Source organism: Mesorhizobium comanense (genome assembly GCF_005503535.1).
In the GTDB taxonomy this organism is placed as follows: Bacteria; Pseudomonadota; Alphaproteobacteria; order Rhizobiales; family Rhizobiaceae; genus Mesorhizobium; species Mesorhizobium comanense.
In genome coordinates this window covers 219,168-234,641 of record NZ_SCNN01000006.1, presented here as the reverse complement: position 1 = coordinate 234,641, position 15,474 = coordinate 219,168, and the positions used below count along the sequence as shown (strand labels likewise).

Annotated in this window: 14 protein-coding genes; 10 read left to right on the top strand and 4 right to left on the bottom strand. The window is 64.7% G+C overall.

What is annotated here, in order from left to right:
- Positions 1-66: 66 nt before the first annotated feature.
- The 4 genes from FFS37_RS13490 to speB all read right to left on the bottom strand — a co-directional run bounded on the left by FFS37_RS13490 (position 67) and on the right by speB (position 3,324).
- On the bottom strand, positions 67-714 hold the full coding sequence (locus FFS37_RS13490) for an amino acid ABC transporter permease (protein ID WP_137931444.1): 648 nt from the start codon (positions 712-714) through the stop codon (positions 67-69).
- On the bottom strand, positions 711-1,367 hold the full coding sequence (locus FFS37_RS13485; protein ID WP_137931443.1) for an amino acid ABC transporter permease: 657 nt from the start codon (positions 1,365-1,367) through the stop codon (positions 711-713). The genes FFS37_RS13490 and FFS37_RS13485 overlap by 4 nt, the downstream gene beginning before the upstream one ends.
- A gap of 6 nt (positions 1,368-1,373) precedes the next feature.
- The gene (locus tag FFS37_RS13480) at positions 1,374-2,183 is read right to left on the bottom strand and encodes a transporter substrate-binding domain-containing protein (RefSeq protein ID WP_137931442.1); all 810 of its coding nucleotides are present in this window, start codon (positions 2,181-2,183) and stop codon (positions 1,374-1,376) included.
- A gap of 79 nt (positions 2,184-2,262) precedes the next feature.
- A complete protein-coding gene (gene speB, locus FFS37_RS13475) occupies positions 2,263-3,324 on the bottom strand; it encodes an agmatinase (protein WP_137931441.1) in 1,062 nt (353 codons plus the stop codon).
- Between the two features lie 210 nt (positions 3,325-3,534).
- Between speB and gcvA the strand changes: the two genes are divergently transcribed.
- The 10 genes from gcvA to FFS37_RS13420 all read left to right on the top strand — a co-directional run bounded on the left by gcvA (position 3,535) and on the right by FFS37_RS13420 (position 15,444).
- Positions 3,535-4,509: a transcriptional regulator GcvA gene (gene gcvA, locus FFS37_RS13470; protein WP_137931440.1), complete on the top strand. Its 975-nt coding sequence runs from the start codon at positions 3,535-3,537 to the stop codon at positions 4,507-4,509.
- A gap of 163 nt (positions 4,510-4,672) precedes the next feature.
- Positions 4,673-6,808: a caspase family protein gene (locus FFS37_RS13465; RefSeq protein WP_137931439.1), complete on the top strand. Its 2,136-nt coding sequence runs from the start codon at positions 4,673-4,675 to the stop codon at positions 6,806-6,808.
- A 161-nt stretch (positions 6,809-6,969) separates the two neighbouring features.
- On the top strand, positions 6,970-7,407 hold the full coding sequence (locus tag FFS37_RS13460) for a hypothetical protein (protein WP_137931438.1): 438 nt from the start codon (positions 6,970-6,972) through the stop codon (positions 7,405-7,407).
- Positions 7,408-7,557: 150 nt separating this feature from the next.
- On the top strand, positions 7,558-8,862 hold the full coding sequence (gene pncB / locus FFS37_RS13455) for a nicotinate phosphoribosyltransferase (RefSeq protein ID WP_137931437.1): 1,305 nt from the start codon (positions 7,558-7,560) through the stop codon (positions 8,860-8,862).
- A gap of 181 nt (positions 8,863-9,043) precedes the next feature.
- Positions 9,044-10,492 carry a hypothetical protein gene (locus tag FFS37_RS13450; RefSeq protein ID WP_137931436.1) on the top strand — a complete coding sequence of 483 codons (1,449 nt, stop codon included), beginning with the start codon at positions 9,044-9,046 and terminating at the stop codon, positions 10,490-10,492.
- A gap of 153 nt (positions 10,493-10,645) precedes the next feature.
- Positions 10,646-11,947 (top strand): ABC transporter substrate-binding protein, encoded by a 1,302-nt coding sequence (locus FFS37_RS13445; protein ID WP_137931435.1) that lies wholly within the window; start codon positions 10,646-10,648, stop codon positions 11,945-11,947.
- A gap of 218 nt (positions 11,948-12,165) precedes the next feature.
- Positions 12,166-13,047: a branched-chain amino acid ABC transporter permease gene (locus tag FFS37_RS13435; RefSeq protein WP_137931434.1), complete on the top strand. Its 882-nt coding sequence runs from the start codon at positions 12,166-12,168 to the stop codon at positions 13,045-13,047.
- The gene (locus FFS37_RS13430) at positions 13,044-14,006 is read left to right on the top strand and encodes a branched-chain amino acid ABC transporter permease (protein WP_137931433.1); all 963 of its coding nucleotides are present in this window, start codon (positions 13,044-13,046) and stop codon (positions 14,004-14,006) included. Before FFS37_RS13435 ends, FFS37_RS13430 begins: the two co-directional genes overlap by 4 nt.
- Entirely contained in the window at positions 14,003-14,728 is a 726-nt protein-coding gene (locus FFS37_RS13425) for an ABC transporter ATP-binding protein (protein WP_137931432.1), read from the top strand. Before FFS37_RS13430 ends, FFS37_RS13425 begins: the two co-directional genes overlap by 4 nt.
- Positions 14,725-15,444, top strand: a complete 720-nt coding sequence (locus tag FFS37_RS13420; RefSeq protein ID WP_137931431.1) for an ABC transporter ATP-binding protein — start codon at positions 14,725-14,727, stop codon at positions 15,442-15,444. The genes FFS37_RS13425 and FFS37_RS13420 overlap by 4 nt, the downstream gene beginning before the upstream one ends.
- The last annotated feature ends 30 nt before the right edge of the window (positions 15,445-15,474 follow it).

Sequence of the window (15,474 nt, the reverse complement as noted above, 5' to 3'; positions counted from 1 at the left end):
CCGCGGCAAATCACGGTTGTGTGGCGCGGATACCGCGCCGGAGATTTCTTCGGGATCGCGTGGCTTCTAGCGCCCTGGCCCCCGCCGTTCGAGACGGCGCGCATATTGTGTCAGCGGAAAGCACATGAGGAAGAAGATCAGCGCCACAAGGCCGTAAACCTTGAACGGTTCGAAGGTGGCGTTGTTGATGGCGTTGGAGGTTCGCACCAGTTCCTCGAAGCCGATGATCGAGGTCAATGCGGTCGACTTGATGAGCTGCACAAGGAAACCCACCGTCGGCGCACGGGTGATCGAGAACGCCTGGGGCAGGATGATCAGCCTGAGTTCCTGCAGATAGTGCAGGCCGAGGCTGGCGCCGGCGTCCCATTGGCCGAGCGGCAGCGCATCGACGCCGGAGCGCCAGATTTCGGCAAGATAGGCGCTGGCGAAGAAGGTCAGGCCCAGCACCGCCGCGGTCCAGGGTTCGATGCGCAGGCCCAGCATCGGCAGGCCGAAGAACATCAGAAACAGCTGCATCAGGAGCGGCGTTCCCTGGAACAGAGCGATGTAGCCGGAGGCGAGGCGGCGGCTCCAGTTATTCTTGGAGATCCTGAAGAACAGCACCGCCATGCCGACCAGTGCGCCGCCGACGAAAGCGGCCAGCGACAACAGCACCGTCCAGCGCGTGGCCAAAAGGAGATTGCGAACGATGTCCCAGAGGGTGAACTCGATCATGACACGCCGGCTCCGAGCGCGCGGCGCCCCCCGGTGACCAGCAAGCGGCGCAGGGCCATGGACAGGCCGAGATAGACCAGTGTGACCACGAAATAGGTCTCGAAGGAGCGGAAGGTGCGGGCCTGCAGCATGTCGGCCTCATAGGTCAGCTCGCGCACCGCGATCTGCGACACCACGGCCGATTCCAGCATCATGATGACGATCTGGCTGGTCAGCGCAGGATAGATCACCTTGAGCGCCTGCGGCAGCACGATCTTGACGAAGACCTGGCGTGGCCTCAAGCCCAGCGCCAGCGCCGCCTCGGTCTGCCCGTGCGGCACCGCGTCGAGGCCGGCGCCGACGATCTCGATCGTGTAGGCGGCCATGTTGAGCGTCATCGCCAGCATGGCGGCCAGGATCGGGTCGAGCCGGATGCCGAGGCTGGGCAGGCCGAAGAAGATGAAGAACAGCTGCACCAGGAACGGTGTGTTGCGCATCACTTCGACATACCAGGCAATGGCGTGGCGCAGCGGCGCGGGGCCGTTTCTGCGCCCCGCCGCGCCCAGTATGCTGAGCAGCGTTCCCGCCAGCGTGGTCACGGCGATCAGGAGGATCGTCGTGGCCGCGCCGTGCGCGATGTCGCCCAAGGCCCCCGGAAGCCAGCCGAAAGCCATGGGAATTCAGTCCTTCAGATTGTCGGGGTTCAGCGGCGTCTTCAGCCAGGCCTTCGAGCTCTCGTCCAGCTTGCCCTCCGCCAGCATCTTGGCGACGGCATCGTTGACCGCCTTCTTCAGCGCATCCTCATTCTTGTTGAGGCCGATATGCGATGGCGAGGTCAGGAGCTGGAACTTCTGCTCCGGCTTCAGCGCATCCTGCTTGGCCAGCACCTGCGCGCCGACATCGTTGCCGACGACCATCAGCTGGGTCTGGCCCGAGATGAAGGCCTGGATGACGGCGTTATAGTTGTCGAAGCGCTTGATGTCGGCCGAGGCGGGCGCGGCCTCGGTCAGCGAGGTGTCTTCGAGCGTGCCGCGATTGACCGCGATCGACTTGTCGGCGAGGTCTTCCTTGCCCTTCACGCTCATCGCGGCGGGGCCGATCACGGCGATGTAGTAGGGCGCATAGGCGGCGGCGAAGTCGATGACCTGCTCGCGCTCCTTCGAGTAGCCGACGCTCATCAATATGTCGACGCGATGGTCGTTGAGATAAGGGATGCGGTTCTGGCCGGTGACGGCGACCGGATTGAGCTTCACCTTGAGCGTGTCGGCAATGTACTGCGCGACGTCCATGTCATAGCCCTTGAGGCTCATGTCGGCGCTGGCCGAGGAGAAGGGCGGAAAGTCGGCGAAGACGCCGACATTGATGGTGCCGGCCTTGGTGATGTCGGCCAGCGCGTCGGCGCTGGCGGCCTGCGTGGCAAAGCCGAAGCCGGCGGCGCCGAGTACGAGGACGGCGGCAATGGATGATTTCAGTGTCGAGTGGATCGTCATTCTTATTCCCCTTCTGGAAGCTTTTGATTGTCTGGGTCGGCCGCCGGCTCCAGCGCGGCGGCCGCCTCTGTCTTGATCGTCAGGCGCTCTTGCCGGTGAGTGCCGGGCTGAAGACCATCAGGCTCAATATCTCGAACAGCACCTGGGCGCCGGCATGCGCGGTGTTGGTGGTGGAGTCGTATTGCGGCGCCACCTCGACGACGTCACCGCCGACGATGTTGAGGCCCTTGAGACCGCGCAGCAATTCGAGCACTTCGCGCGTCGTCAGCCCGCCGACCTCCGGCGTGCCGGTGCCGGGAGCGAAGGCCGGATCGACGCTGTCTATATCGAAGGACACATAGGTCGGGCCGTCGCCGACGATCTTGCGCGCCTTCTCGATGATGGCGGGGATGCCGAGCCCGGTTACCTCTTCCGCATGGACCACGGTCATCCCGGACTCGTAGGTGAACTCCCACAGATATTCGGCCGAGCCGCGAATGCCGATCTGGATGGTGCGCGTCGGGTCGAGCACGCCGTCCAGCACCGCATTGCGGAACGGTCCGCCATGGTGGAACTTGGTCATGTCGAACAGGCCGCTGGTGTCGCAATGGGCGTCGATATGGATGAGCCCGACCGGAGCCTTCTTGCCGACCGCCTTCAGGATGGGATGGCTGATGGAATGGTCGCCGCCGACCGACAGCGGGATGACGCCGGCGTCGACGATCTGGTTGGTGCGGCGCTCGATGTCCTCATGGCTGGTCTCGAGCCGGTAGCGGCTGCGGAACGGCGTGTCGCCGATGTCGGCGACCCTCAGCTCATGCGTCGGCGCGCATTCCAGGACGTGATTGTACGGGCCGATGCGCTCGATGGCGCGCAATGCGCGCGGCCCGAAGCGCGAGCCCGGCCGGTTGGTGACGCCGAGATCCATCGGCACGCCGATCATGGCAACCTGCAGATCGCCGAAATCCGGGGTCTCGGCCGATACTTCGCGATAGGGCGCGGCAAGGAAGGTCGGGATGCCGGAATAGGGCGCAAGCCGCGTACCGCTTTTGGAGAAGATCTTGTCGGCGACCTTGCGGAACTTCGGGTCGAACATCTCGCCGCCATGGCTCTCGCCATATTTGCGCCGCAACGCTTCGAGCTTGCCGCTGTTGTAGCCCATGTCCATTCCTCCTTGATTTACGCCGTTGCGCCACCGGTGGATTCAAGCGAACCGACCGCCTTCCGGCCGGGTTCCTCTCCCGCTGGCTGCCTGCAGATTTCACGTCTTGATGCTGCTCTGGACCAAAGTGTCCGGTAGTCCCATTGAAAAAGCAATTGATATTGTTACGGTGTTTTCTGTGAGAAAAACTCACAAACTATCGAGACCCCAATGGCCAAGCGCCTGCCACCGCTCAATCCGCTGCGCGCCTTCGAGGCAACGGCGCGCCATGGTTCGCTGACCAAGGCGGCGAGTGAACTGAATGTCACGCATGGCGCCATCAGCCACCAGATCAAGGCGCTGGAGCAATCGCTCGGGGTCAAGCTGTTCGAGCGCGCCGGCCAGCGGGTCAAGCCGACGCCGCACGGGGCGGAGCTCCTGCCGGCGGTATCGGCGGCTTTCGACGGCATTGCCGCCGCCACGCAGCGGCTGACGCGACCGGCGAGCAGCGGCGCGCTGTCGGTGTCCTGCGTGCCGGCGCTACTGCTTCTGTGGATGACGCCGAGGCTCGGCAGCTTTACCGCGCAATATCCGGACATCCAGCTGACACTGATCCCATCCAACGACCCCAGGGATATCAGGGCGCCGCAAATCGATGTCTGCGTGCATTACGGCAATGGCAGCTGGGCCGATTGCTGGATGCGCAAATGGTCGGGGCTGGAGCTGTTTCCCGTGGTCAGCCCGACATTGATCAACAACCGCCCGATCCGCGGCGTGCGCGACCTCGCCAACCATGTCTTCCTGCACGGCGACGACGGCCGCGAATGGCACACCTGGCTGGCGGCCGCCGACGCGCTGGATCTCGAACGGGGGCGGCGCCATCATCTTGGCGACGCCCGCATGGCAGTGGAGGCTGCCGTGCACGGTCACGGCGTAGCGCTCGGCGACTCGGTGACGGCAAGCGCGTTGCTGGCCAGGGGCATGCTGGTAGCGCCGTTCAGCCTGTCGGTACCCGCGGTCGACGATTTCTATGTCGTCTGCCGCAGCGAGATGCGGACGACGCCTATCGTTCAGGTCTTCATAGACTGGCTCTTCGCCGAGAAGGAGCAGGACGACGGCCGGGCTCATGCGCCGGCCGGTGGTCGGTCGATCAGCCGTCACAAGCGTCCACGGCTGAGGGTTATCGGCGCCAGGGGCACACGCTGACGATCGGCGTCAGACCGTGAAGCGAATCCACCTTGCCGGGGTAAAGGCCGTTACCGTTGCATTGAAACGGTCATCAGGCGGACAAACTTCGCGATTTAACTGGACATGGGCGGCCTTGGCTTGCGACTATAAGCCGGGGCTAAAATAGCGGTGGGCGAGCGGCATGTTTGTGCGCTTGGGGCGGCTGTGTGTCTTTGCCGGTGTCTTTCTGTTTGGCTGTACACTGGTACATGCCGAAACCAGGGCGCTTGTGGTCGGCGTATCCGGCTATCCCAACCTCCCTGAAGCCATCCACCTTGTCGGACCGAAGAATGATGCGCGCGAAGTCGCCAACACGCTCGTTCGCCTTGGCGTCCCGGCGAAGAATGTCACCGTGCTCGCTGATGGCGTCAGGGACCTGGATGCCGGCATAGCCGCGCCTGGACCAGGCACGAGGGAGGCGGTCCTGACGGGGCTGGACCATCTCGCGGACACGGCGCGGGACGGCGACCTCATCATCTTCTATTTCTCGGGGCATGGCTCGCAGCAGCCCGACCTCAACGGCGACGAGGAAGGCGGTCTCGACCAGATTTTCCTCCCTTACGACATCGGCCGATGGAACGGCGAAAACGTCGACCGCGCCATCGTCGATGACGAGCTTGGGCAGCGCGTTCAGCGCATACTCGACAAGGGCGCCGACTTCTTCGGCGTCATCGACGCGTGCCACTCCGCCAGCGGCTTTCGCGATGTCTTCGGCGACGACGCCCGGGCCCGCGGCGTCGACCCGGTGGACCTTGGTGAACCCGCCGACAAGGTGTCATCGCAGCGATCCATCGCGCTGGAGCAGAAGCCGCCGCCCAAGGGGCGCGGACGCGCCGCCTTCTTCTATGCCGCGCAGACGACCGAGGTGGCGCTGGAGAAGACGCCAAAGGGAGCCGCGGACGGCGAAAGCTACGGCGTGTTCACCTACACGATGCTGAGCCGGCTCAACCAGACGCCGAACCTGACATACCGGACGCTGCACCAGGCCGTGGTCGCCGACATCAAGCGCAACACGCTGATGGCGACGCAGACACCGGACCTGGAGGGCACATTGATCGACGATCCGGTTCTGAGGCTGGGCAATGCGCCCGTCGTGCGGCAATGGCCGATCTATGCCGGAGACCTCCAGGCCGGCCAGCTTGCCGGCCTCAGCGACGGCACGATCGTGTCGCTCTACACGGACCCCGCCGCGCCCGATGCAGAAGCCGTCGCCCATGGCGTCATCGAAAGCGCCGGCGCGACCAGAAGCGTCGTGACCCAGATCGCATGGCCATGCCCGGTTGCCCTGAAGGACGGCTCCTGTCCCGCCGCGCCGGATGAGACAGCGTTCAGGAAAGGGCGCTTCGCGCGCGTCGTCGAACCCGGCGTCGATTTCTCCGTGACCTTGTCCAAGCCCGTCAGGCTCGACCCGGCGGACGGCAGGGACTACGCTCCGGCGATCGCCGCGCTGCGGGCGGCGTTGACGTCCGACGCGTTGTCCAGGCGCATATCGCTGCGGTCGAGTGGATACGACGTCGCGGTCGCGCTGGTCGACGGCAAGCTGGCCTTCTCCGCCACGGGCGGACAGATCGACCAGAACGGACCGGGCTCGTCGCCACGCCTGACATTGCCCGACAACCCGTCGGCCGCCGCCTCGACGGTGGCTGCGGCCATCAGCCGGATGGCACGCGCGCTGGCGCTGCAGCGCTTGGCTGGCAGCGCGGCGGGACAGGCGGTCGGATTGGAAACACGGATGCTGATCGCCAAGGCAAGGCCGCGGGCCGTTGCCGCCAAAACCTGTTCCGACGACCGCGCCGATTATGAGCCGCCGGCGGAGGCCGGACCGGCGCCGCGCCTTGGCGGCTGCGACATAATCTCAGTCAAAATGAGCAATGGCGGCCCCAAGCCCGTCGATGTCACGGTGCTTTTGATCGATCAGGATTTTTCGATCACCACGCTGTGGCCGGCCCAGGGCACGATCAACCGGATCGCCCCGGGCGACCAGAAGAATGCCGACATCGCCCAGATCGATCCCGGCTCGGCGGCCAGTGACCAACGCCTGGTCGTCATTGCCGTGCCTGGACTGGGCAAGGCCCATACGGTCTTCGACAACCTCGAACAGGAGGGTCTGCGCGATGCTGCCGTGGGCCAGGAGACGGCAGCGGAACTGTCCGACCTGCAGGATCTGGTTTCGACGGGGCTCAATGACATGACGCGAACGTCGGCAAGCAAATCGCCGCGCATCGACGAGGAAATGTCGATCGACATCCGGCCCTTCACGACCGTGGTGGGCAAATAGGCCGCCCGGGCGGCAGGAAGGAATAGGCGCCGGCATGGCCGGCGCCCGAGAGGTCCGCAACTGGTCTCGCTGCGAAGGGAGGCGGCATCGATTGGGGAAGCGCCGGCGGAACGATTGACCGCCGGTGGGGGTAATGAACCGACACAACAGAGGACTGACCAATGATGAAGAAACTGCTTCTTGCCGGCCTTCTGGCCGCCACCAGCCTGACCGCGGGCGCCTCGCTCGCGGAAGACAAGAAACCCGACATTTCGGCTGCCCAGCAGGCCGAAGGCCGCCAGATCCTGCAGACGGCGCGGGCTCTCGAAAGCTACGGCGAAGCCAAGGGCGACGCGCTCGCCCTGGTGACGGCGGCCAAGATGGTGGCCAGCGTTCCCGGCCGCGTGCTGGCCGACGGCCAGCAGGGCGACAAGGGCGCCAGCTTCGACATCGAGACGGTGCTGAAGAAGGCCGAAGGCCTTGCCCAGGGTGACGAGCTGATCACCAAGGTTGCCGGCGACGTGCGCACCATGGCGAAGGCCAATTCCAAGGCCGTCTGCTACTGGCAGTATTACTGCTACTGGAACGGCTACTGCGAATACGCCTACTACTGCTATTGATCGCAGCGTCATGAACGGGAACCCTGCGGCCGTTGCCGCAGGGTTTTCTTTTTGTCGGGCCAGCCGGAAAGCGGGCAGCGTTTTGGCCAATTCGATGCTATGAGGCCTGTCGCGATTGTGGAAGGCAGGCAGCGAAGGCGGTAACGAGACATGGCCAGGACCGATATTGCGCGGCGCGTCTACAACCACACCTGGAAGCTCGATCCGATCGTGCGCAGCCTGCTCGACACGGATTTCTACAAGCTCCTGATGCTGCAGATGATCTGGGGCATGTACCCCAAGGTCGATGCCACTTTCTCGCTGATCAACCGCACCACCTCGGTGCGGCTCGCAGATGACATCGACGAGGGCGAACTGCGCGAACAGCTCGACCATGCGCGTACGCTGCGCTTCTCCAAGAAGGAGATGATCTGGCTCGGCGGTAACAATTTCTACGGCCGCAAGCAGATCTTCGAGCCGGAGTTCCTCGCCTGGCTGGAAGGCTTCCGGCTACCCGACTACGAGCTGTCCAGGCGCGACGGGCAGTACGAGCTCTCCTTCGCCGGCCCCTGGATGTACACGACGCTATGGGAAATCCCGGCGCTCGCCATCATCAACGAACTGCGGTCCCGCGCCGCGATGCGGGCCTTCGGGCCGTTCGCGCTCGATGTGCTTTATGCCCGCGCCAAGGCCAAGATGTGGGCCAAGACCGAGCGGCTGAAAGCGCTGCCCGGCATCCGCATTTCCGATTTCGGCACGCGCAGGCGCCACTCCTTCCTGTGGCAGCGCTGGTGCGTCGAGGCGCTGAAGGAAGGCATCGGCGATGCCTTCACCGGTACGTCCAACGTGCTCCTGGCCATGGACAACGACCTCGAGGCGCTCGGCACCAACGCGCACGAGCTGCCGATGGTGTTCGCGGCGCTTGCCAATTCGGAAAAGGAATTGAAACAGGCGCCCTACAAGGTGCTGCAGGACTGGCAGCGCTATTACGGCGGCAACCTCCTGATCGTACTGCCCGATGCCTTCGGCACGGCGTCCTTCCTGCGCGACGCGCCGGACTGGGTGGCCGACTGGACCGGCTTCCGGCCCGACAGCGCGCCGCCGATCGAGGGCGGCGAGAAAATCCTGTCCTGGTGGCGCGAGAAGGGCAAGGACCCCAAGCAGAAGCTGCTGATCTTCTCCGACGGACTCGAGGTGGAAACGATCGAGGAGACCTACCGGCACTTCAAGGGCAAGGTGCGCATGTCCTTCGGCTGGGGCACCAACCTGACCAACGACTTCGAAGGCTGCGCGCCGATCGAAACCAACAGCCTCGACGCCATCTCGCTGGTCTGCAAGGTGACGGAGGCCAATGGCAGGCCGGCGGTGAAGCTTTCCGACAATCCGGCCAAGGCGACGGGAGACGACAAGGAGATCCAGCGTTATCTGCGCATCTTCGGCGAGAAGGACCGCGTGGAGCAACTGGTCAAGGTGTGAGGATAGTGTGGTCGCAAGGGACATGACCCCGAAGTCGCATTCTTTCACACCCCTCTCTGTCCTGCCGGACATCTCCCCCGCAAGGGGGGAGATCGGATGTCGCCGAGGCTTTCGCCAATTTTCAACGTCGAACAAAGAGGCGGGCTGGCAGACGCGGCCAATCTCCCCCCTTGCGGGGGAGATGTCCGGCAGGACAGAGGGGGGTGTGAAGGATCTCAGCGGCGAAGGCCGTCGCCTCTTAAAGACAAGCTTCACCTGCTTATTCGCATCCCTCCCCACTCCAGCCTTCGCCCACGCCTCCGACCGCGGCCATGTCCTGCTCCTTCCGACCGGCTACTATCTCGTCGGCGGCGCTTTTGCCGTCGCCGCCAGCTTCCTCGTACTGGCGCTGCTGCCGGCAGACCTGCTCGACCGTTTCTGGCGCCGGCGCCTGCCGCTCTTCACCTTCGGCGACAATGCCCGCACCACCATCAGCCTGATATCCTTTGCCGGCTTTGCAATTCTTGTGGTCGCCGGCTTTTTCGGCAGCCGCGACCCTCTGTCCAACCCACTGCCGCTGGTGGTGTGGACGCTGTTGTTGGCGGGCCTCACCCTGCTGCAGGGCGTCTTTGGCGACCTCTGGTCATGGCTGAACCCATGGTACGGACCGTGGCGCCTGATCTCGCGCCTGACCGGCAGGGGCGACGAGGCATGCCGGCGCCTTCCCCGATGGCTGGGCTGCTGGCCGGCCGTCGTCCTGTTCTTCGCCTTTGCCTGGTTCGAGCTCATCGATCCGGCGCCCGACGACCCGGCACGGCTGGCCCTTGCCGCCGGCTTCTACTTGCTGCTGACCTTCCTGGCCATGCTGCTGTTCGGCTATGACAGATGGAGCCGAAGCGGCGAATTCCTGAGCATCTTCTTTTCGATGGTCGCCCGTTTCGCGCCGGTCGAGCGCGACGAACATGGCCGGCTTGGCCTGTGCTGGCCAGGCGCCAAGCTGTTGGCGGCCGAGCCGCTGCCGCCCGGCGGCGTCGCCTTCCTGCTGCTTGCCCTGTCATCGGTCTCGTTCGACGGCCTGTCCAAAACCTTCTTCTGGCTCGGCCTGTTCGGGATAAACCCGCTCGAATTCCCCGGCCGCACGGCTGTGATCGGCAGCGGCACGCTCGGGCTCGTCGCAACCTTCGTGCTGCTTGCGGGCGTGTTCCTGCTTGCCGTCTGGCTCGGCCAGCGCCTTGCCGGAGGCAACCAGCCGCTCGCCCAAGCGGCGGGGCTGCTGGTATGGTCGATCGTGCCGATAGCGCTCGCCTACCATGTTGCCCATTACCTGACGGCGCTGCTGGTCGACGGCCAGTACGCGGCAGCCTCGCTCTCCGACCCGTTCGCGCTGGGCTGGAACCTGTTCGGCACCGCCGACATGCAGGTCGAGGCCGGAATCGTCGCCGGGGCCAGTTCCGCCTGGTGGCTGTGGAACATCCAGGCCGGCGCCATCATAGCGGGCCATGTGCTGGCCGTGCTCGTCGCGCACGGCTTTGCCTGGCGCTTGCATCCTCGGCCTGCCGGCGCCGCACTCAGCCAGCTTCCCCTTACCCTGCTGATGATCGCCTACACCGTCTTCGGCCTGTGGCTGCTGGCGACACCGACGGTCGGCTAGTCGGTTTGCACTGGAAAATAAACGTCACTTCCCCTAGGGAACCGGCATTGCCGTGTCCGGACTTTGGTGATTTAGTTTGTACACATGCAATTTTTCGACTTCCGGACATGAGCGGACTTCTGCGCTCCTAACGCTGAACAAGGGGAACGGCATATGGACAAGAGCAAGACCTTCAACCTCCAGAAAACCGGGCTCACCCGCCGCACGGCGCTGAAGGGCCTGGCCGCCGGCGCCGGCCTTGCCATGGCGCCTGGTTTCGTCCGCTACTCCCAGGCGCAAAGCTCGGCGCCGATCAGAATAGGCTTCCAGTCGCACCGCACCGGCATCGGCGCCGCCTATGGCCGCTGGTACGAGAAGACCACCGCGGCGGCGATCAAGGCGATCAACGATGCCGGCGGCATCAACGGCCGCCCGGTCGAAGTTATCATCGAGGACGACGGCACCGATCCCGGGCGCGGCGCCGAGGTGGTCGGCAAGTTCGCCACCCAGCACAAGACCGACATCGTCTTCGGCACGCTGTTCTCGCATGTCGTGATCGGCTCGGCCCCCGCCGCAGGCGAGGCCAAGATGCCTTATTTCGTGGTCAGCGAGGGCCACCACGTCGCCTCGACCAAGCTCAACCGTTACGTCTTCCAGCCGGGCATCACCGACGTGAAGAGCCAGATCCAGTCCATGGCGCCGTGGATCGCGGCCAATGCCGGCAAGAAGGTGACGCAGATCTTCCCCGATTTCGCCTTCGGCTACGATCACCGCGACTACCTGCCGCCGGCGCTGAAGGCACAGGGCGCCGATGTCATCGCGCAGATCGCCATCCCGCCGACGGAAAGCTCCTTCACCAAATACTTCCCGCAGATCCCGGCCGAGACGGAGGTGATCTATCACGTGATGGTCGGTCCGGCGGTGCTCACCTTCGTCAAGGAACTCGGCGAGTTCTACGGTTCGCAAAGGCCGCAGCTGTTCGGCTTCATCGATTCGCTGGAAGCCGTCGACATCAACAGCCCCGGGCTCGAATTTCTGGACGGCAGCCACTTCTGGGAAGGTTCGCCGCGCTATGCGCAGGCCGACGATTCCGCCGCGCAGAAGGCCTATCGCGCCGCCGTCGGCATCGACGACAATGGCGCTGCCGTCGGCGACCCCAAGGACGTCTCCACCGCTGCCCACATGTTCGGCTGCTGGGAAACGCTCTACGTCGTCAAGAAGGCGATGGAAGATGCCGGCTACAAAGGACCCGAAGACCGCGCCAAGCTGGTCGAGGCAACCGAGGCGCTGAAGGAATTCGCCGAAGGGCCGGAGCATCCGCAGGGGCCAAAAACCTTCAACGGCAAGATCCATCAATGCTTCGGCATCCAGAACATCTCCAAGGTCGAAGGCGGCAAGCTCAAGGTCGTCCACAAGACCAAGATCGAGGACGGGCTTTACGAGGCCGAAGGGGATTATACGACGCAGGCGCTTTAGACCCGGCTTTGCCTCTAAGCGTGGGAGCCAAGTCACCCCCCTTTGGCCTGCCGGCCATCTCCCCCGCAAGGGGGGAGATCGGCGGTTCGCGCGGCAGCGCCTATTTGCCGGGGCTGATGATTGGCGGACCCGGTGGCGACATCCAATCTCCCCCCTTGCGGGGGAGATGCCCGGCAGGGCAGAGGGGGGTGCCTCGCGCATCCCTCGGTGCATAGCCCATGCATTTCGGACCCCATCTCCTCCTTGCCACCCTCGAAGGTCTCGTCACCTCGGCCGTGCTGGCGCTGACGGCGCTTGGACTGTCGCTGGTGTTCGGCGTCATGCGGGTCGTCAATGTCGCGCATGGCGAGTTCTTCATGCTGGGCGCCGTGCTTGCCTGGGCGATCTCGACGGCGGTATCGGGCCATCCGGCGCTCGGCTTCCTGGCGGCGCTGGTGATTGCCCCGCTGATCGTCGGCGCCATAGCGCTGGTCGCCGAGCGGCTGGTGCTGCGCCGGCTCAACTACAATCCGGAAGCCACCATCGTCGCCACCATCGGCATGCTCTACATCATCCAGCAGCTGGCCCTGACCTTCTATGGTCCGGAGGCGCGGCCGGTCGAGCCGCCTTTCAGCTATCGCATCCTTTTGCCGTGGTTCGGCTATTCCGGCTACAAGCTGTCCATCATCGCCGCTTCCGCGCTGCTTTTGACGGCGACATGGCTGGTGCTCACCCGCACCAGGATCGGCCTGATCATGCGCGCGACGCAGTATGATGCCGAGACGGCCCAGGCTTTCGGGATACCCGTCGGCCGCGTCTATGGCGGCGTCTTCGCGCTCGGCGCGATGCTGGCCGCCATCGCAGCGGTGCTGATCGTGCCGATCAGCCAGGCGCACTACCTCATGGGGCAGGACCCGCTGCTGCTCTCCTTCATCGTCGTCATCATCGGTGGCCTCGGGTCGCTGCGCGGCACCGTGGTTGCCGCCGTGCTGATCGGCCTGTCCGACGGCATCATCTCGATGTTCTTCTCGCCGACACTGGCCAAGATCATCGCCACCCTGGTGGTCGCCATGGTGCTGGTCTTCCGCCCGCAAGGCCTGTTCGGAACGGCATCGCGATGAGCGAGGCTTCGCCGGCAAAGGCCTATGGCCTGCATCTCGGCGTTATTGCGCTGCTTTTTGGGCTGAGCTTCGTGCTGCCCGACTATTATCACGGCCTGCTCGCCCGCATCATGGTGCTGGCGGTCTTCGCCATGGGCTACAACATGCTGTTCGGCTATGTCGGCCTGCTCAGCCTCGGCCATGCCATGTTCTTCGGCGCCGGGCTCTACGGCGCCGGGCTTGCCATCATCCAGCTCGGCTGGAGCGTGCCGGCCGCCTTTGCCGCGGGGCTCGCCTGCGGCGTCGTTCTGTCCGCCATCATCGGGCTGCTGGCTCTGCGCACGACGGGTGTCGCCTTCATGATCGTCACCATGATGTTCGCCCAGGTCTTCTATCTGCTGATTCTCTATTTCGCGGCATGGACAGGGGGCGACCAGGGTCAGGTCGTGCCGCAGCCGGCGCGCGTCCTCACGTTCGGTGCGACCGTGCTCGATCTCACCAATCCGACCGTGCGCTATATGAGTGCGCTAGCGTTGTTTTCGGTCGCGCTGCTGATCACGCTGGCCATCGTCCGATCCCGATATGGCCGGGTGCTGGTCGCCATCCGCGAGAACGAGGAGCGCACGAAGATGCTGGGCTTCGACACCTTTTCGAACAAGCTCTCAGCGGTGGTGATCTCGGGAACCATCTGCGCGGCGTCCGGCGCCGCCTACGCGCTGCTGTTCGGCTATGTCGGCTCGAGTTTCGCCTCGGTGCAATATTCGATCCTGCCGCTGCTCTGGGTGCTGCTCGGCGGCGCCGCCACGACGCTTGGGCCGCTGATCGGCACGCTGTTCATGTACTATGTCATCGATATCACCAGCGGCTACACCTCGGCCTATCTGCTGATCGTCGGCGTGGCGCTGATCCTGCTGGTGCTGTTCTTTCCCAAGGGCATTCTCGGCACCATCCGCCAGCGCTGGCTCGGGTGGCTGCCATGACGCCGCTTTTGACCACCAAGGGCCTGTCGCGGAATTTCGGCGGCCTGCGCGCGGTCGACAATGTCGACTTCGCCCTGATGCCGGGCGAGATCCGCGCCGTGATCGGCCCGAACGGAGCGGGAAAGACCACCTTCGTCAGCCTGGTCAGCGGCCGTATCCAGCCTTCATCAGGCATGATCGTCTTCGACGGCGCCGACGTCACCGGCCTTCCGGCCTATGTCAGGGTCCGCCGGGGGATTGCCTACACGTTTCAGATCACCAGCATCTTCGCCAATCTCAGCGCCTACGACAATGTGGCGCTGCCGGCGCAGCGCACGCTGAGCGATGGCCGCTCGAAGGGAGCGGTCAAGGCCGGCGTGATGGCCGCGCTCGAACGCACCGGCCTGGCGGAACGCGCCCACACGCTGGCCGGGCAACTGTCCTACGGCCATCAGCGCCTGCTGGAAGTGGCGATGGGACTGGCGCTGAAGCCGCGACTGCTTATTCTCGACGAGCCCACGCAAGGATTGGCCGACAGCGAGATCGACAATTTCATCGCGCTGGTGCGCGAAATCGCTGCGAGTGCCACCGTGCTGCTCATCGAGCACAACATGCCGGTCGTCATGCAACTGGCCGACCGCATCACGGTCTTCAACGCCGGCAGGATCCTGGCCGAGGGCACGCCGGAGCAGGTCCGCGAGAACGCGGCGGTGCAGGAAGCCTATCTGGGGACGGCGCCATGACCGAGGCGGCATCCCCTGCACTTGCCATCTCGGGACTGGACTGCTCCTACGGCGAGGTCCAGGTGCTCTATGGCCTCGACCTCGTGCTGAACAAGGGCGAAGTGCTGTGCCTGTTCGGCCGCAACGGCGCCGGCAAGACGACAACGCTGAAGGCGATCATGGGCCTGGTTCGGGCGAGCTCGGGCTCGATCAAGCTAGAGGGCAAGGAACTGACCACCCTGCCCGCGCATGACGTGCCGAAGGCCGGAGTCGCCTATGTGCCGCAAGGAAGGCGGCTGTTTGCCGAAATGACCGTGGCCGAAAACATCGAGATTGGGCTGATGGCGCGCGGCAAGGGCAAGGCCGTGCGCGAAAACGTCCTCGACCTCTTCCCCCTGCTGCGCCAGCGGCTCAGGCAGCGCTCGGGAACGCTCTCCGGCGGCGAGCAGCAGATGCTGGCCATGGCGCGCGCGCTGTGTCTCGAGCCTCGGGTGCTTTTGCTCGACGAGCCGACTGAAGGGCTGATGCCGTCGATGATCGCGAAGATCCGCGAGACCGTCTCCAAGCTGCGCGAGATGGATGTCTCGACAATTCTGGTCGAGCAGCGGGTCGATGCCGTGCTGTCGGTCGCCGACCGTGTCTCGTTCATCGAGAACGGCCGCAACCGCGAGACGGTCAACGTCGAGGCGCTGCGCGCCGACCCGTCAGCGGTCAGGCGCTATGTCGGCGTTGGCTGAGACTGCTGCAATTGCAACGACAATGACAGT